This window comes from Halopelagius fulvigenes (genome assembly GCF_055398025.1).
Genome location: NZ_AP043846.1, coordinates 787,505 through 804,398 on the forward strand (window position 1 = coordinate 787,505; position 16,894 = coordinate 804,398).

The window sequence follows — 16,894 nt, forward strand, 5'->3', positions numbered from 1 at the left end:
CGGATTTTCGCCCTTCGATTTCCGACAGATATAGCAACTCGCGGCGTCGTACCGTCGGGTAACGATGAGTCTCCTCCGCGACCGCCTCCTCGGCATCTCCGTCGTCGTCCTCCTCCTGTCGGCGACGCTTCTGGCCGTCGTCCTCGGATACGGCGCGTTGGTCGTCGGCTCGGCGTTCGTGACCGGCGCGTCGGTCGTCGGCGCGGCCCTCGAACTCGCGTTTCCGTGGGTTCCGCTCGCGGGCCTCGCGCTCCTCGGCGCAGTCTTCGGAAGCGTCGGCTTCGTGTACGCTCTCGCCCGACGCGCGTCCGTCCCGCGCGGCGGGCGCGTCCAACGCCTCGCCGAGTTCGCGGAGCGGACGTACCCGCCGCTCCGAACGCTCGGCCTCTCCGAGGCGGTGTCCGAACCGGAGCCGTCGCCCGAGGAGAGGGCGCAGGACGCGCTGGAGGACCTGAAACGGCGGTACGTCGCCGGCGAGATAGACGAACGGGAGTTCGAACGGCGGGTGGACAGACTCGTCGCGAACGACTCGGTGGACGACGTGCGGGCCGAACGCGAGCGGCGCGAACTGCTCCGCGACGAGCGACGCTGAGCGCCGCGATCGAGGACGAGCGTCGGAGTCGGAAACGAGGCGTCGGCGTCGGGGCCAACCGGCGGGAGGGTGGCCCTGACGTATCTTTTTGCGCCGGCCGTCCGTTGGCCCCGCCATGGAGTACACCACGTTCGGACGGACGGGCACGACGGTGAGCGAAATCTGTCTCGGCTGCATGAGTTTCGGGACGAACTGGGACGAGTGGACGCTCGACAGGGAGGAGAGCCGCGAACTCATCGAACGCGCCATCGAGCTCGGAATCAACTTCTTCGACACCGCGAACGTCTACTCGTACGGCGAATCGGAGGAGATTCTCGGCGAGGTGCTCGGAGAGTACGACCGCGACGAGTTCGTCGTCGCCACGAAGGTGTACGGCCAGATGGACGAGGACGACCCCAACTCGGGGGGCCTCTCGCGGAAGACCATCGAGCAGGAACTCGACAACTCCCTCGAACGGTTGGGGATGGACACCGTGGACCTCTATCAGATCCACCGCTGGGACTACGACACGCCCATCGAGACGACGCTCCGGGCCTTAGACGACGCTGTCCGCCGCGGCAAGGTCCGGCACGTCGGCGCGTCGTCGATGTGGGCGCACCAGTTCGCCGACGCCCTGCACACGTCCGACAGCCTCGGACTCGACCGGTTCGTCTCGATGCAGAACCTCTACAACCTCGCGTACCGCGAGGAGGAACGCGAGATGCTCCCCCTCTGCGAGAAGGAGGACATCGCCGTGATGCCGTGGAGTCCGCTGGCGGCGGGGTTCCTCGCGCGCCCGCACGATGAGTTCGACGCGACGACGCGCGGCGAACACGAATCGTCGCTCGAACGCGGGTACACCCGCGGCGGCGGCCCCGACGTGAACGAACGCGTGCAGGAACTCGCGGAGGAGAGGGGCGTGAAGATGGCCCAAATCGCGCTCGCGTGGCAGTTCCACAAGGAGTGGGTGACGACGCCCATCGTCGGCACCTCCAGCGTCGAACACCTCGAAGACGCCGTCGAGGCCCTCGACATCGACCTCTCGGAGTCGGATATCGAGTACCTCGAAGAGCCGTACGAACCCGTCCCCGTCGCCGGACACGACTGAGACCGCCGCGGCCCGGGCGGCCGAACCCCGAGGCCCGTCGCGCCGCCGTTTTTGTTCTATCAGTAACGTTCATTATAGTCGCGCGTCTCCGTCGAAACGTGATGTCGGTCGTACCCGTACGCCGTTGACTCGTTTTTGGCCCCGCACAGGCGTACGACCGACCCCGGCGAACCCCCACGCACGTGAGCACACACACCCGTAACCCGACAGAACCGCAGTCGAGAACCGACCCCCGACCGACCCCCGACCCGTCCGAGAAGCGAGACGCGACGGCCGCGGAACCGAGTGCGGACGCCGCAGACGACACCGACTCGTGGGTGGATCGCTGTCAGCGGTCGTTTTCGGCGACGGACACGCGCCGCCTGCGGAACTTGGCCGACGACGCCAACGAGGCGATGCCGAACCCCGAGTGACCGGTCTCCTCGAAGTCGCTCCCTTCTCACAGTGACCCGTCGTCCGACCCTGACAGTCGCCGCGACCGAAATAGTAAGTTGTCCGCGGTCCGGTGTGAGCGTATGCGACTCGCACGCGTCCAGACGCCGGACGGCATCCGAACCGGCGAGTACGACGACGGGACGGTCACGGCGGACGGGGACACCTACGGTATCGGCGACGACGGGGACGCGACGCTTCTCGCGCCCTGCGAACCGTCGGCGTGTTACTGCGTCGGTCGGAACTTCGCGGCGACGTTGGACCAGATGGACTACGACGTTCCGGACGCGCCCGACTGGTTCATCAAGCCGCCCGCGTCGGTCCACGACCCGGGCGCGCCCGTCGAGTACCCCTCGTGGACCGAGGAACTAACGTACGCCGGGGAGTTGGCGGCGGTCATCGACCGCAGGTGTCACGATATCGGCGAGGACGAGGTGGACGACGTGGTTCGGGGCTACACCATCCTGAACGACTTGGACGCCCTCGACCAACCAGGACGAACCGCGCGGAAGGCGTTCGACGCGTCCGCGCCCCTCGGCCCGTGGATAGAGACGGACGTCGACCCCTCGGACATCGAGATGACGACGCACGTCGGCGGCGAACGCAGGCAGGAGGCGACGACGGCGCAGATGCTGTTCTCCCCGAAGGAAGTCGTCTCGTTCCTCTCCGAACGGTACACCTTCCGCCCCGGCGACGTCGTCTCGTTCGGCAGTCCGGCAAATCCCGGACTCGTCGAACCGGGTGAGGAGGTCGAAATCCGGTACGAGGGCGTCGGGACGCTTCGGAACACCATCGTTGAGGAGTCGTAAGACACCGGCGTCTCGCCGCTTCGACCGCCCGTACGCATTTGTGGACTGAGAGACAGTAACGGCCATGTCACTTCTCCTCGACGGAAAGACGGCGGTCGTTACCGGCGGTTCGAGCGGATTCGGCAGGGCCATCAGTCGCACGTTCGCGAGGAACGGCGCGGACGTCGTCGTCGCGGACGTCACCGAGTCGCCGCGGGAGGGCGGCGTCCCGACGGCCGAACTCGTCCGGTCGGAGACGGACCGCGAGGCGTACTACGTTGAGTGCGACGTGCGGAACCCCGCGGACACGGAGGTAGCCGTGGAGGCGACCGAGGAGTTGGGCGGAATCGACGTCATGGTGAACAACGCCGGCATCGCCGGCGACGAGGACTTCCTTGACGTCACGGAGGCGGCGTTCGAGCGACTGATGGCGGTCAACGTCAAGGGGACGTTCTTCGGCGCGCAGGCCGCGGCGAAGCGGATGCTCGAAGACGGCGGCGGCACCATCGTCAACATGTCCAGCGCCGGCGGCATCGTCGGCACCGGCGACTTGGTGGCCTACTGCGCGTCGAAGGGCGCGGTTCGGCTGATGACGTACGCGCTGGCGGATCGCTTCGGCGGCGACATCCGCGTCAACGCGATTCACCCCGGTTTCAGTAAGACGCAGATGCTCGCCGACTCGTCGCTCGGACGCGGCGTCCGCGGACGCATCGCCTCGGAGATGCTCAAACAGCGCATCCCCTCCGGCCGGTACGGCGAACCGCAGGAGATAGCCAACGCCGCGCTGTTTCTGGCGAGCGACCTCAGTTCCTACGTCAACGGCGAGTCGTTGGTGGTCGACGGCGGCCTGAGCCACACCTGACGGGCGTGAACGGCAACCGACTTGCCGCCCGAGGGAGTAACGTCTCGTGGCCGATGACGACGGCACCGCTCCGAGCGGGGTGGCACCCGACGGTGACGAGCCCTATGAGTGCCGAGGCCTTCGATTCGTGCGTCTGTTCTCTTTCGTCTACCTTATCTCACACCTGAAGGTACGCGACGGATCTGTCACGGCGATAATAGTTTTCGGTGGCGCGTCCCTACAGTCTACGAGTACTCATGAAACGCCCAACGCTCAGAAGTTCCTCCGGCTCTTCGAGGACCAGCATGGACGAGGAGATTCAGCAAGCAGTGGTAGACGTCATCAAAGAATCAGACGACAAGATAGTCGAAATCAGACCGGCGGACGAGTCGAACGGTTTCGTGACCATTCCGAGGATACTGCTCATCGGCGGCGCTCTCGCGGTCGGCTACTGGATGACAAGGTCGAAGAAATCGGTAAAGAAGCTCAAGAGCGCGGTGGGTAAGACCTCCGACCGGACCGAGAAGATGTCCAAGCAGACCGCTGAGACCATCAAACAGAGCGGCGAGACAGCGGCCGAGCGCGTCGAGAAGGGATCGCAGAAGACCGGCGAACAGGTCCAGAAGATGGGCGAGAAAGTCGCCGAGAAGACCGAACAGACCAGCGAACAGGCCGCTGAGAAAACCGAAGAGGCTGGCGAGAAGGCCGCCGAGAAGACCGAAGAGGCTGGCGAGAAGATGGACGGAGGAAGTAGCTCGTCCGACAGTTCGTCGAGTAGCTAACCGCGCGGTTAGAGCGCGGTCCGACTCCGGTTCGGCGATCTCGTCGGTCGGTGTCGGACTATTTTTCGTCCCGGTTGCGTTTCAGGCCCGGCAGAGGAGGCTACTGGTTCGCACGTCCGCCACCGTCTTCCGGCGCGCGGCATTCACCGACGACGGTAGCAGGCACTCCCCGATGCCAAGTACGTGAGGTTACGGTGCACAGAGAAGGATATCCACCGAATAGGGCTGACTTCTGTAGCGGCGCAATCGGAGCCGAACCGGAACTCCGAGGTCGAATCCGACTCGTCAGTCGTCGGCCACCGTCGGCGACTCGGCGGGGTCGGCGTCGGTCGTCCCGTCGTACCGTCCACTGAGGAGCGCCGTCGCGAACAGGACGAGCGGCGAGAGGAACCCGAAGAAGTAGTACGGGGCGTACGCGAGCGTTCCCACGCCGAAGACGGTGGACATGTAGACTGCGCCGGCGTGCCACGGGAAGAGCGCACCCGTCGGGGTGCCCGCGGACTCGATAGCCCGCGAGAGGTCGTCACCCGCCAGCCCGTACTCGTCGTAGAGGTTCCGGAGGGTGAGCCCCGGGACGACGATGCTCATGTACTGCTGGGCGGAGAACGCGTTGACGAGGACGGCCGAGGCGCCGGTCCCGACGACCAGGCTGCGCGGGCCGCGGACGGCCGACGCGAGCGAGTGGGCGAGCACGGCGAGGACGCCGGTTCGCTCGAGGAGTCCGCCGAGCGAGAGGGCCGCGACGACGACCGAGATGGTCCAGGCCGACCCGGAGAGGCCGCCGCTGGCCAGCAGGTCGTTCACGAGCGTCATCCCCGTCTCGGGGGCCGACCCGTCGAGGAAGACCCCCCAGGAGGCGGTGAACGAGCGGCCCTGGACGAGGACCGTCGTGAAGGTGCCGGCGAAGACGCCGGCGACCAGCGTCGGGAGCGCGGGGACGCCGTAGAGCGCCAGCCCGAAGGTGACGACGAGCGGCACGAAGACCAGCACGGAGAGGTCGTACGTCCCGACGAGAGCGCTCTGGATCTCGCCGACGCGGCCGGCGGGAATCGTGTCGCCCGCACGCAGGCCCAGAATCGCGTAGAGTACGACCGAGAGGCCGAAAGCCAGGATGGTCCCGTTGCGCATCGCGCGGATGTGGTCGTAGAGGTCGGTGTTGGTCACCGCGGCCGCGAGGTTCGTCGTGTCCGAGAGGGGCGACTGCTTGTCACCCGCGTAGGCGCCCGAGAGGATGGCACCCGCGGTCATCGGGGCGGGCACGCCGAGGCCCGAGCCGATGCCGATGAAGGCCACGCCGAGGGTGCCGGCCGTGGTCCAGGACGAACCGATGGAGAAGGCGACCGCCATCGCGAGCAGCGCCGTCGCCGGCAGGAAGACGTCCGGCGTCAACACCGCGAGCCCGTAGTACATGAGCCCGGGAATCGTCCCGGCGCTGATCCACGTCGAGATGAGCGCGTAGATGACGAACAGGATGAGGATGGCCTGCAAGCCCATCAGGAGGCTGTCCGCGAGACCCTCGTAGAGGTCCTCCCACGAGTAGCCGAGCCAGTACTTGCCCACCGCGCCGGTCAGCACGATACTCCAGAGGAGCGGCCCGTGCGGGGCCAGTTTCAGATACCCGGAGCCGACGCCGAGGAACAGGACGACCCCGAGAACGGGGATAAGCGCCTGCAGGAGGCTCGGACGCCGCTCCGACGGGATGTCCTCGTACGTCAGTGGTTCGAGGTTCAGAGATGGCACGTGTACCGGGCGATAATAACTGAAGGGTATTAAGGAGATGGATTTTATTCGCATAGAGCATCAGAGTTGTTACCTCCCCGCACGGTAGCGCGAGGGAGCGAAGAGTGTGCCGACGGGGTCTCCTCGGGTGAGAGTCGCGAGCGTCGCACTCGGTGAGCCTGCAGGCGCAGCGAACGCACTCAGTATCCACACAGTTTCGAGGAGGAGGAACGACCGTACTGCGCTCCTAGTCGTCGTCGGACTTGCCGGGCCACGTCACGGACCCGAGGAACGGGACGCCGATCTGTTCCGCCGCCCGCGATATCATGTGCGCGCCGGTCGGCACCGTCAGAAAGAGGAAGACGATACCGATGAGCGACGAGAGGCCGGCACCCCCGGGACCGAAGTACGCGAACCCGGCGAGGAAGATGGAGACCGTACCGATGGTCGCCGGCTTGCTCGTCGCGTGCATCCGGTTGTACACGTTCGGGAGCCTCAGCAGGCCGATGGTCCCGACCGTGAGGAAGAACGACCCGACGACGACCAGGCCGACGACGACCCACGTCCGTACCGCTTCCACTTCGACCATCAGCGGTCACCTCCGGCGACCCGCTGACTCGTCGGAACGGTCCGTCGCGTTCGGTGTTGGTGGTACATGCTGTGGTCACTCCCGCGTAACGATGATGTCGCCTTCGGTGACGAACTTCGCGACCGCGACCGTCGAGAGGAACGCGATAATCGCGAGGACGAGGCTGACGGTCACGAAGAGGCCCCGGTCGGTCTTGATGGCGAACAGGACGGCGATGGCGACGACGTTCGTCGCGATGGCGTCCAGCGCGACCACGCGGTCGGGGACCGTCGGGCCCCGGACTGCGCGGTAGCCGCACAGCAGGTTCAGAAGCACCACGAGGACGATCGCGGCGTCTACGACCGGCACTATCGTCCCCTCAGCGGCCATCGCCGTCACCTCCCGCCGCCTCCTCAGTCGCCGGATCCGCCTCCGCCTCGGCCTCGCTCTCGGGTTCCGGGGCGGCCTGTTCGAGGACGGGATGCGTCCGGTCGGGCGGGTAGACGGCGAAGTCCGGCGCGGGGTCGCCCGCCGACAGTTCCTCGTCGAAGATGACGAGCGCGTAGTCCTCCCAGTCGCGGATCGGAGCGACGATCTCCTCGGGCGCTCTCCCGTCGATGACGTGGACGTACAGCGCGTTCTCCTCCGGATCGTAGTCGAGCGTGAGCGAACCGGGCGTCATCGTGATGCTGTTGGCGATAGTGGTCACCCCGAGGTCCGTCTGTACCCGCAACGGGATGAGTATCACCTCGGGGTCGATCGGTCCAGAGGGCGCGAGCACGCGGTACGTGACGTCGAGGCTGGAGACGACCGCCTCCCTGACGAACGCGAGCGCGTAGAGTAGCGCGTACGGGACTCCGCGAAGCGACCGACCGAGGTCGACGGTGTCCGCGTACAGGCGCCGGAAGATGTAGGACAGGGGGAACCCGACCGCGAGGCCGACCAAAAGCGCCCCGAGGAGCGGTTCGAACGCGAGCGGTGGCCCCTGGATGAACACCCAGATGACGCCGAACAGGACGCCGATGACCGGCCAACTGCGGGTCACGCGCCACCACCTCCGCCGAGGCCCACGACGTCGACGTAGGCATCGGTGTCGACGGCGGCGTTCGCCGCCGTCTCGGCGAACCGGTAGACCGGGTCGAACCCCACGCCGACGAGGACGACGGCCGCCGCGAGCGCGACGAGGATCGCGACCTGACCGGACTCGACGGTCGCGAGTTCGACCGCCGGCGTCTCGGACCCCCAGAAGCCGCCGACCCACACCCGCGTCGTGTACAGGATCGTGAGCACGGCGCCGAGGAGCAACGCGGCCAACGCGAGTGCCGACAGCGCGCCGGAACCGGACGCGAGTCCCCGAACCGCCGCGTCGAACGCGACGAGCTTCCCGAAGAATCCCGTCAGCGGCGGGAGGCCGATCAGCGAGAGGAGGCCGACGAAGACGGCCCCCGCGAGCACCGGCGAGCGGCCGGCGACGCCGCCGAGGTCCAGCAGGTTGTCCGTCCCGGTCGCATCCTCGACGGCGGCCGCCGAGAGGAAGAGAAGCCCCTTCGCGAGCGCGTGATGGAGCGCGAACACCAGCGCAGCCGCGATGGCGACGCCGCGGAGCGTCCCCCCGGGGTCGGCCGCCGCGGCGATGGCGATGGGGATCGCGATGAAACCGACTTGGCCGATGCTCGAGTACGCGAACACGCCCTCCAGTCGGTCCTGACCGACGGCGCCGAACCCGCCGACGACGATGCTCGCCATCCCCATGACTGCCAGCACCGGCGCGAGGAAGGCGAGCGGCGACACGCCGGCGATGCCGGCCAACTCGACGGAGACGGAGTCGGCGGCGAAGACCGTGAAGTAGAGGCGGACGACCGCGTACATTCCGACCTTCTTCGTGACGCCGGCGAACATCGCGGTGATGGGCGGCGGGGCGGCGGTGTAGGCGGCTGGCACCCAGAACTGGAAGGGGACGAGGCCGGCCTTCAGCGCGAACACCGCGAGCAGCAGGGCCGACAGGCCGACTGCAGGCGCGGGGTCGACGCCGTACGCGGCGGGGTCGGCCAACCGCCGGGCCATGTCGGCCATGTTGAGCGTGCCTATCGTGGCGTACAGGCCGCCGATGGCCACGAGCATGAGTGCGCTTCCGAGGACGTTCATCACCAGATAGCGGAACGACGCCGCGGTGGCGTAGTCGGTTCCGTAGAAAGCGACGAACACGTAACTGACGATCAGCATCACCTCGAACCAGACGAACAGGTTGAACAGGTCGCCGGTGAGGAACGAGCCGGTCACGCCCACCATGAGCACGTGGAACAGCGGGTGATAGTACACGCGCTGGTTCTCGTGACTCACGTACCGGACCGAGAACAGGATCGACGCGAATCCGACGCCCGCCGCGATAGTCAGCATGAACGCCGACAGCCCGTCGAGGACGAGCGTGATTCCGAAGGGGGCGGGCCAGCCGCCGACGTGGTAGGCCGCCGCGCCGGGCGCCGCCGGCGCGAGGACGAACACCCAGACGGCGGTGGCGACGGCCGCGACGTACGCGGCGGCGCCGGCCACGCTCGTCGCGCGCTGAATCTGCGGCCGCTGGCCGAGCGCGAGCGTGAGCACGGCGGTACCGAGCGCGGCTAACAGCGGCGCGATGACGAGCGAACTCATCCCATCCACTCCGTGACGTCCATGGTTCCGTTCTCCTCGTAGGCGCGGTACGACAGGACGAGCGCCAGCGCGGTCGTCCCGAAACTGATGACGATGGCGGTCAGAACGAGCGCCTGCACCACGGGGTCGGCGATTTCGGGGACTCCGCCGCCGTGGGTCGCGAGGACGGGCACCAGGTCGTGGGTCCCCTCGTCGACGCCGCCCATCGCGATGAGGTAGACGAACGTGGCCTGAGAGATGGCTGCGACCCCCAAGACGACACGCACCAGGTCCCGCCGCAACAGCAGGAAGGTTCCGACGGCGAACAACCCGCCGACCGTACCTGCGAGGACGACGCTCATCGGGTATCAACTCCACATCGGAAAGACAGTATCTCTGTGTTGCGTGTCATTCGGCACTCACCACCGAGGTAATCGTCAGGAGGCTACCGACGACGACGAGGTACACGCCCAGATCGAACACGAGCGCGCTGGCGAGTTCGACCTCGTGGTAGATCGGAATGTGCTCGAGGTGGACGTACGTCTGGGTCAAGAACGGGTCGCCGACGAGCATTCCGGCGACGCCGCTGCCGAGGACGACCGCCAGCCCCGAGAGCAACGTGCGGCGGTAGGCGGTGACCGTGCGGTGCTCGAAGATGCTGGTTCCGGGGTCGACCTCCCTGTCGAGCACTCCCGACTCCAAGTAGTCGAGGTCGTAGGCGACGTAGATCAGCACGAACGCCGTCGTGGTGAGGACGCCGCCGATGAACCCGCCGCCGGGCAGGTTGTGACCCTGGAGGAATAGCCAGATCGAGAGGACGAGCACGATGGGGACGGTCATCCGGGCCGTCGTCCGCATTATCGTCGTCGTCACCGCGAGTCACCTCCGTCGGGGATCGGTCCCTCCTCGCTGTCGCCGACGGTCTCCTCGCCTCGGGTCCGCATCGTCACGAGCACGAGGATGGCGAGTGCGGCGACCGTGACGACCAGCAACTCGCCGAGCGTGTCGAACGCCCGGAAGTCCACGAGGATGACGTTGACGACGTTCGTGCCGCCGCCGGCCGGGACCGCCTGCTCCGCGTAGTAGGCGGCGACGCTCGTCGGGTCGGCGTCGGGACCGGGCGCCGTCAGGAGGACGGACGCGAACGCCATCGCGCCCACCAGAACCGACACGCCCGCGTCGCGGGCGAGTACGAGCGGTCGGACGTCCGAGTAGAAGGACGGCAACCGCTGGAGGACGAGCAGGAAGATCAGGAGGACGAGCGTCTCGACGACCAGTTGCGTGAGCGCGAGGTCCGGCGCGCTCGCGAGGATGAAGAAGATGGCGAGCATGAATCCGAGAATCGACAGCGTGAGGACGCCGACGACGTGGGACGAGGCGACGGTCACCGCCACGCCCGCGAGGACGGCTATCGCCAACACGGCGGCGACCGAGAGCGGTACGCCGACCCTCTCGACGCCGGGAACTCCCCCGGTCGCCGCGAAGCCGACCAGCGCGAGCAGGCTCCCGGCCGCCGCGATCCACGTCACGTACGTCCGCAGGAGGCCGTTGTGGACGAACGGGCCGAACCGGGCGCTGGTCGCCGCCGCCGTCGAGACGAGCCAGTCGTACCACCCGCTGGGTCGCACGGGAACCGGAGCATCGACGCCGCGTTCGATGACCGCCGCGAGACGCCCCGTGAATGGGTACGCGGCGACTCCGCCCACGATAGCGACGGCGGACATCGCGACCGGGGGCGAGAGGTGAGTCGGCAGTCCAACTTCGAGGTGCGCCTCGCCGACGGTGGTGGCTTCGACGGCGCTCTGGACGATGGTGTCGACCGCCAGTTGCGGCGCGACGCTGACGACGACCGCCGCGGCGGCCAGCAGGGCGGGGGGTGCGACCAGCGCGACCGGCGGCCGGTGGACGTCCGCGACCGGCGCTCGGCGCTCGCCGAAGAACATCGCGAGGAACTTCAGCGAGTAGACGACGGTGAACACGCTGGCGACAGTCGCCACGACGGGGTACAGCCAGGCGAGTCCGCCGGCCTCGTGGGCGACCTCGTAGGCCGCCTCGAACAGCAGTTCCTTCGAGTAGAAGCCGTTGAACGGGGGGATGCCGGCCATGCTCAACGCGGCGACCCCGCTGACGGCGGCCGTTATCGGGAGGTCCCGCCAGAGCCCCCCGAGGTCGTCGAGCGTGCGGGTGCCGGCCTCGTGGGCGACGATTCCCGCGACGAGGAACAGCGGCGCTTTAAACAGCGCGTGGTTGAGCAGGTGGAACGTGCCCGCCTCGCCGCCGTAGACGACGTCGAAGCCGAAGCCCGCGACCATCAGCCCAAGGTGGCTCGCCGTCGAGTAGGCGAGCAACTGCTTGATGTCGGTCGAGGCCACCGCCAAGAGCGCCCCGACGACCATCGTCAGGAGTCCCAGCGTCGCGACGAGGAGCACCCACTCGGGACTCAAAAACAGGGGGCGCACGCGGCCGATGAAGTAGACGCCCACCTTCACCATCGTGGCGGAGTGGAGGAAGGCGGAGACGGGCGTCGGAGCGACCATCGCGTTCGGCAGCCAGAAGTGGAGCGGCACCTGCGCGGACTTGGCGGCCGCGGCGACGACGACGAGGACGAGTGCCGGCACGAACAGCCCCGACTCGCGGAGGGCGGCGCGCATCGCCTCGTCGTTCGCTATCATCGCCGCCAGGTCGAACGTCACGCGGCCGAGGGCGTCCCGCGCCGCCACCGAGAGTACGAGGAGGCCGGCGAGCAGGCACAGGCCGCCGCCGACGGTCACGACCATGGCCATCCGCGCCGAGTAGCGCGACTCGGCGTCGTCGGTGTGGTGGCCGATGAGCACGAACGAACAGAGGCTGGTCAGCTCCCAGAACAGGAAGATGAGCACGAGGTCGGACGCGAGCGCGACGCCGAGTATCGAGCCCATGAACGCCAGAAGCGCCGTGTAGTAGCGTGCCAGGCCGTCCTCGCCGTGCATGTACCGCGCCGAGTACACGAACACGAGGACGCCGATACCGCTGGCCAAGAGCGCGAAGAGGAGTCCCCACCCGTCGACGGTGAACTGGAACCCCACGTCGAGGGCGGGGACCCACGACGCCCTAACGGTGCCGTGACCGCCGACTTGCGTCACTAGAAGCCCGAAACTCGCCGCCGCGACGAGGGCCGCCGCGTAGCCGGTCCGTTCGCCGAGGACGCGATAGATAAGCGGTGAGAGGAGTGCGGCGACGAAGGGAAGCGCGACGATAGTCGTAACGACTGTTAGGTTTGGTGCCATCAGTGTTCGTCGGTGTCGGCCGGTGCTCAGTTGCCACCGTAGTCGGCCTCTGCCCGCCATTGGATGTCGTCTCCAAAGTACCTGATGACCGTTCTCCGGACAGTAGAATCCCTCCTAAACTCCGCTCTGCCGAGAGAGCCCCGAGCAAACGCGAATTACGCGGAAGCGCCGTCTCTCCTCTACTCGTCGGGGAGGGTTCACGTCGGGTTCGATGGCCGGACGTTACCGCGCGGTGACGCCCGAACGTCACCGCGCGGCGGCTCGATACCACCGCTCCGCCGATTGCCGCGGAGCACCGCCGAGGAGGACGTTCTCCTTGGTGTACGTCTCGGCCTCCGTCGGCGTCAACTCCGCGGACCAATCCGCTCGCTCGTCCGTTTTCGCTCCGGGCCCCCGGTTATCGTACTCGACGTACGTGACCGTCTCTTCGGCCTCCGGGCGGGACCAGTTGTGCCACCCGGCCGGGTGGACGTGCGAACCCATCTCGGTGCGGACGAACGCGACGTGCGCGTGGTCCCGCCACGGGCGGCCCAAGTACACGTCGGAAACCCCCGGGTCCGCGGTCAGGGAACAGTCCGCGAAGACGAATCCGAACGGTTGGTTTCGGGGCGTGGACGCGGCCGTGACGTACGAGTCCGCTTTCGAGTGGATGTCGCACCGCTCGAAGACGGCCGTGGCCCCCCCGAACACGAAGTCGGTCGTCCCCTCGACGTGACAGTCGCGGAAGTACTGTCGAGAGCCTTCGCCGCCGGCGTAGACCGTGTCCTGATTTCCGACGAACCGACAGTCCGCGAACTCGGCTCGGTCGGCCTCCGCGTGAAGCGCGACGGCCTGTCCCTCGTCCGCCCCGGCGGTGTTCCGTACCGTGAGGTTACGCGCTCGGAAGTCGTTCCCGCAGACCTTCAGCGTGTACGTGAAGAACGTGCTGTTCCGCCCCCGTCCTATCTTCTCGAAGTGGTCGTCGTGCGTCAGTATCGTCTCCGTCTCTCCCTCCCCGATCAGGCTGATTTCGGGGTTCCACGAGTGGACCGTCACTTTCTCGTCGTACACGCCCTCCCGCACGAGTATCGAGATACGTTCCCGGGGGAACGACTTCGCCCCGTCGATCGCCGCCTGAATACTCTCGTAATCGCCGCTTCCCTCCGCATCGACGACGTAGTCGTACCCGTCGAGGTCGCCCGAGTCCATCGGCCCGCCACTACGTTCTCCACCTATCCATACTCTTTGTCTCCTGTCCGCGTCCCCCGTCCGAATCCGGACCGGAAGAGTGCCCGTCGCTGGCCGGATAGTACAACCGTCTGGCGCGCGACGACCCGACATGGCCGGACTCGTACAACGAACCGCACGGAGTATCGACGACATGTGGCGGTCGATATGGGACGACTCGAGTCGGGGAGAGAAACTAGTCATCGCCGCGTTCCTCCTCGTCACCGGACTGGCGATACCGGTGATTCCGATCGTCTATCTGGCTCGGTTCATCGCGAACTGACCCGTCGACGCCGGATCGCTCGGGTTTCGGGCCGACCGCCGCGTTCACCGCGTCGGTGCGGAGCGAGAAGCGGCGGCGGGTGCTCCCCGTCGCCGCTCAGAACTCGTTGTTTCGGACTACGTCGGGGTCGACGTCCTGTTCGTCGAGATAGACGTTCAGGTCGTAACGCATCGGCTCGTAATCTAAGTCGAACTCCTCGACGGTCCCCGAGAGGAGGTACCGGTCGCCGAGATACGTCGTTCCCCCCGCGTTCTCGGGTATCGGTCCCGTCTCGTCCGTTGCGGTGACCGTCCCGTCGTCGTTGGTCGTCGTCTCGTCGTCGGAGTCGGCCGAGAAATCCCCGCTGTCGGTCTGTATCTCGCCGCGATCGGCGATGGTCAGCACCTCGTACCGCGTCGGCCCGTTCGCCGTGATCATCAGCGAGTGGTATCCGTCGAGTTCCGGCCCCTCTCCGTCGTCCATGATCTCGGAGACGCTCGTGAGCGACTCGTCGAGGTAGACGTTCGCGTCGTACCCCTCCCGGGGATCGACCTCGAGCGTCGACAGTCGCCCGGTGATGAGCATCCGATCGCCGAGATACGTCGTTCCCCCCGCGTTCTCGGGTATCGGTCCCGTCTCGTCTCTGGCTCCGAAGTATGCATCGCGGGTCGGTCGATACACGTCCTCGTCGGAGTCCGCGGAGAAGTCACCGCCCTCCGTGTCGGGTTCCAGCGTCCCGTCCACGGTGAGCGTGTACTCGACCGGGCCGTTCGCCGAGAGCGTCAGCGTGTGTAGCGATGTCTCCGTCGCTCCCCCGCCCGATCCCGCCACGGTCCCGACGGGCAGTACCGCACCTCCGACGCCGGCCGCGACCGTTTTCAACACCGCCCGCCGCTTCGACTGCCCCTCTCCCCCTTCTCCGACCATCCGTACCCCTTGTCCCGTGGTATCACTGGACATACGTAGTATGACAGTCCGAAATCACTTAGGTTCATCTCAGGAGTGTCTGAAAGACGCCGCGAAAGACAACTCGGGTGTCGTCGGTCGAGCGACCGTCGAGAGTTCGCGTCGGCCGACGGAACCGAGGGTTCGACCGGCCTGCACATACAGCCCGGTCGCTCATGGAGCGGATGCACCAATAGAGTAGACGAACCATGACTACCGACTCGATGGACGAGCTCTTCGTCGAAGGCCTGCAGGAACTGTACTACGCGGAACAACAACTCCTCGATGCGCTGGGGACGCTCGCCGACCAGACGGACGACGAAGCCGCCAGTCAGGCGTTCTCGGAGCACCGCGACGAGACGCAGGAACACGTAAACCGACTGGAGCAGGTGTTCGAGCAGCTGGGCGAAGAGCCCCAGACCAAACAGGAGCAGGTCGTCGATTCGCTCATCGACGAACACGAGCAGTTCGCGCAGGAGAATGACGGCGACGTGCTCGACCGATACAACATGGGCGTCGGACAGAAGACCGAACACTACGAAATCGCCGCCTACGGCAACCTCACGTCGCTGGCTCAGAAGACCGGTCACGACGACGTCGCCGACACGTTGGCCGAGACGCTCCGCGAGGAGGAAGACGCGCTCGAAGAGGTCACCGAGGCGAGCGAGCAGTTCGACCAAGAGGAAGTCGCCGGCTGATTCCGCGCCGACGCTCTTTTTTCTGATTCCGCGCGGAGCGCCTATAGATCGGTCTTCGAGCCGGTGACGATCGAGCGCCGAGGCCGGATTGTCCGTCACGCACCGTCGAAGAGGCTCGTTAGACACTGCACTCGACGATAACAGACACACGGACGTTTGCCCGACGCCGACCGTCGGCTCGTCGCACGGCCGCGGGGTCGAAAACCGGTTCCGCGGCGGCCTATAGCGTCTCCGTCGGCGCCCTCCGGCGGACGGCGTTCACCGCCGCGCCGAGGAGCATCACGATGCTGGCGAAGTACAACCACGTGACGAAGAGCAGGACCGCGCCGATGACGCCGTAGGCGGCGTAGCGTCCCGCGTTGGCCGCGTAGATTCGGAAGCCGATTTGGAGCAGCACCCAGCCGATGGCGGCGATGACTGTTCCCGGTAGCACCTCTCTCACCGACACGTCGACCGGCGGAAGCACGTAGTATATCGGCAGGAACGCGAGCGTCAGCACGATAATCAGCACGACCGTTCCGAGCACGTTCGCGAACGGAATCTGCAGGTTCAGTATCGAGAGCACGATGCCGACGGCGACGACGAGTGCGACGGCGAGCGCGATTCCGACGATTACGACGAGCGCGTCGATTATCTGCTCGACTATCGAGACGTCGATTTCGTCGGCGTACACCTCGTCGAACGCTTGGTCGAGGCCGCGGAACAGTTTCAGCGCGCTCCAGAGCAGCGCGACGAACCCGACCACGGACGCGGCCCCTCGGCCGGCGGTGCTGGTCAGCGTCTGCGTCACGATTTGCGTCCCGGCGGACGATATCTGCTGGCTGAGCATGCTGGTGATTCGGTCGGCCAGCGCCTGCCCCCCGAAGAACGACGCGAGCGCCACGGCGAGCAGCATCAGCGGGATTATCGACACGAACGCGTAGTAGGCGATGCCCGCCGCGAGGTAGGTGAGATTGCGGTCCTTCGCGAGGTCGACGACGGATCGGACGGTTGACATACGAGATTGCACGGACGCTCCGTTGAACCCGGTTGTGGCCGACTCGCGTCGCCGGGGGGCGGAACGCGTCGTCCCGAATGCGA

The 16,894-nt window shown here is 66.8% G+C and carries 19 protein-coding genes; 8 read left to right on the forward strand and 11 right to left on the reverse strand.

The genetic code is table 11. The features are described 5' to 3' along the window. Positions 1-64: 64 nt before the first annotated feature. The 6 genes from ACZ522_RS08550 to ACZ522_RS08575 all read left to right on the forward strand — a co-directional run bounded on the left by ACZ522_RS08550 (position 65) and on the right by ACZ522_RS08575 (position 4,522). Positions 65-592: an SHOCT domain-containing protein gene (locus ACZ522_RS08550; protein WP_379692903.1), complete on the forward strand. Its 528-nt coding sequence runs from the start codon at positions 65-67 to the stop codon at positions 590-592. 115 nt (positions 593-707) lie between these two features. Then, on the forward strand, positions 708-1,679 hold the full coding sequence (locus ACZ522_RS08555; protein WP_379692901.1) for an aldo/keto reductase: 972 nt from the start codon (positions 708-710) through the stop codon (positions 1,677-1,679). Positions 1,680-1,861: 182 nt separating this feature from the next. Then, positions 1,862-2,092, forward strand: a complete 231-nt coding sequence (locus tag ACZ522_RS08560; protein ID WP_379692899.1) for a hypothetical protein — start codon at positions 1,862-1,864, stop codon at positions 2,090-2,092. 102 nt (positions 2,093-2,194) lie between these two features. After that, positions 2,195-2,920 (forward strand): fumarylacetoacetate hydrolase family protein, encoded by a 726-nt coding sequence (locus ACZ522_RS08565; RefSeq protein WP_379692897.1) that lies wholly within the window; start codon positions 2,195-2,197, stop codon positions 2,918-2,920. Positions 2,921-2,984: 64 nt separating this feature from the next. After that, the gene (locus ACZ522_RS08570) at positions 2,985-3,761 is read left to right on the forward strand and encodes an SDR family oxidoreductase (RefSeq protein WP_379692895.1); all 777 of its coding nucleotides are present in this window, start codon (positions 2,985-2,987) and stop codon (positions 3,759-3,761) included. Between the two features lie 284 nt (positions 3,762-4,045). After that, positions 4,046-4,522 carry a hypothetical protein gene (locus tag ACZ522_RS08575; RefSeq protein ID WP_379692893.1) on the forward strand — a complete coding sequence of 159 codons (477 nt, stop codon included), beginning with the start codon at positions 4,046-4,048 and terminating at the stop codon, positions 4,520-4,522. A 285-nt stretch (positions 4,523-4,807) separates the two neighbouring features. Here ACZ522_RS08575 and arcD read toward each other — a convergent pair whose 3' ends face one another. The 9 genes from arcD to ACZ522_RS08620 all read right to left on the reverse strand — a co-directional run bounded on the left by arcD (position 4,808) and on the right by ACZ522_RS08620 (position 13,891). Then, positions 4,808-6,262 (reverse strand): arginine/ornithine antiporter ArcD, encoded by a 1,455-nt coding sequence (gene arcD / locus ACZ522_RS08580; protein WP_379692891.1) that lies wholly within the window; start codon positions 6,260-6,262, stop codon positions 4,808-4,810. 226 nt (positions 6,263-6,488) lie between these two features. Then, positions 6,489-6,830: a monovalent cation/H(+) antiporter subunit G gene (mnhG, locus tag ACZ522_RS08585; protein WP_379692889.1), complete on the reverse strand. Its 342-nt coding sequence runs from the start codon at positions 6,828-6,830 to the stop codon at positions 6,489-6,491. A 75-nt stretch (positions 6,831-6,905) separates the two neighbouring features. Further along, the gene (locus ACZ522_RS08590) at positions 6,906-7,199 is read right to left on the reverse strand and encodes an MrpF/PhaF family protein (protein WP_379692887.1); all 294 of its coding nucleotides are present in this window, start codon (positions 7,197-7,199) and stop codon (positions 6,906-6,908) included. Then, positions 7,189-7,854: a Na+/H+ antiporter subunit E gene (locus ACZ522_RS08595; RefSeq protein WP_379692885.1), complete on the reverse strand. Its 666-nt coding sequence runs from the start codon at positions 7,852-7,854 to the stop codon at positions 7,189-7,191. Before ACZ522_RS08595 ends, ACZ522_RS08590 begins: the two co-directional genes overlap by 11 nt. After that, positions 7,851-9,458, reverse strand: a complete 1,608-nt coding sequence (locus ACZ522_RS08600; RefSeq protein ID WP_379692883.1) for a complex I subunit 5 family protein — start codon at positions 9,456-9,458, stop codon at positions 7,851-7,853. The genes ACZ522_RS08595 and ACZ522_RS08600 overlap by 4 nt, the downstream gene beginning before the upstream one ends. Continuing rightward, complete coding sequence (locus ACZ522_RS08605) at positions 9,455-9,799, reverse strand: sodium:proton antiporter (protein ID WP_379692881.1); 345 nt, start codon at positions 9,797-9,799, stop codon at positions 9,455-9,457. Before ACZ522_RS08605 ends, ACZ522_RS08600 begins: the two co-directional genes overlap by 4 nt. 46 nt (positions 9,800-9,845) lie before the next feature. Then, positions 9,846-10,310 (reverse strand): MnhB domain-containing protein, encoded by a 465-nt coding sequence (locus ACZ522_RS08610; RefSeq protein ID WP_379692879.1) that lies wholly within the window; start codon positions 10,308-10,310, stop codon positions 9,846-9,848. Further along, positions 10,307-12,703: a hydrogen gas-evolving membrane-bound hydrogenase subunit E gene (mbhE, locus tag ACZ522_RS08615; RefSeq protein WP_379692877.1), complete on the reverse strand. Its 2,397-nt coding sequence runs from the start codon at positions 12,701-12,703 to the stop codon at positions 10,307-10,309. The genes ACZ522_RS08610 and mbhE overlap by 4 nt, the downstream gene beginning before the upstream one ends. Positions 12,704-12,949: 246 nt before the next feature. Beyond that, positions 12,950-13,891 (reverse strand): pectinesterase family protein, encoded by a 942-nt coding sequence (locus tag ACZ522_RS08620; protein ID WP_379692875.1) that lies wholly within the window; start codon positions 13,889-13,891, stop codon positions 12,950-12,952. Between the two features lie 130 nt (positions 13,892-14,021). Here ACZ522_RS08620 and ACZ522_RS08625 point away from each other — a divergent pair, with 130 nt between their 5' ends. Beyond that, the gene (locus ACZ522_RS08625) at positions 14,022-14,192 is read left to right on the forward strand and encodes a hypothetical protein (protein WP_379692873.1); all 171 of its coding nucleotides are present in this window, start codon (positions 14,022-14,024) and stop codon (positions 14,190-14,192) included. A 96-nt stretch (positions 14,193-14,288) separates the two neighbouring features. On the opposite strand, the gene ACZ522_RS08630 is transcribed toward ACZ522_RS08625, so the two are convergent. Then, positions 14,289-15,131: a hypothetical protein gene (locus ACZ522_RS08630; protein ID WP_379692872.1), complete on the reverse strand. Its 843-nt coding sequence runs from the start codon at positions 15,129-15,131 to the stop codon at positions 14,289-14,291. Positions 15,132-15,325: 194 nt separating this feature from the next. Between ACZ522_RS08630 and ACZ522_RS08635 the strand changes: the two genes are divergently transcribed. Beyond that, positions 15,326-15,814, forward strand: coding sequence for a YciE/YciF ferroxidase family protein (locus ACZ522_RS08635; RefSeq protein WP_379692870.1), 489 nt, complete (start codon positions 15,326-15,328; stop codon positions 15,812-15,814). Positions 15,815-16,034: 220 nt separating this feature from the next. On the opposite strand, the gene ACZ522_RS08640 is transcribed toward ACZ522_RS08635, so the two are convergent. Continuing rightward, complete coding sequence (locus tag ACZ522_RS08640) at positions 16,035-16,811, reverse strand: YihY/virulence factor BrkB family protein (protein WP_379692868.1); 777 nt, start codon at positions 16,809-16,811, stop codon at positions 16,035-16,037. Positions 16,812-16,894 lie beyond the last annotated feature (83 nt).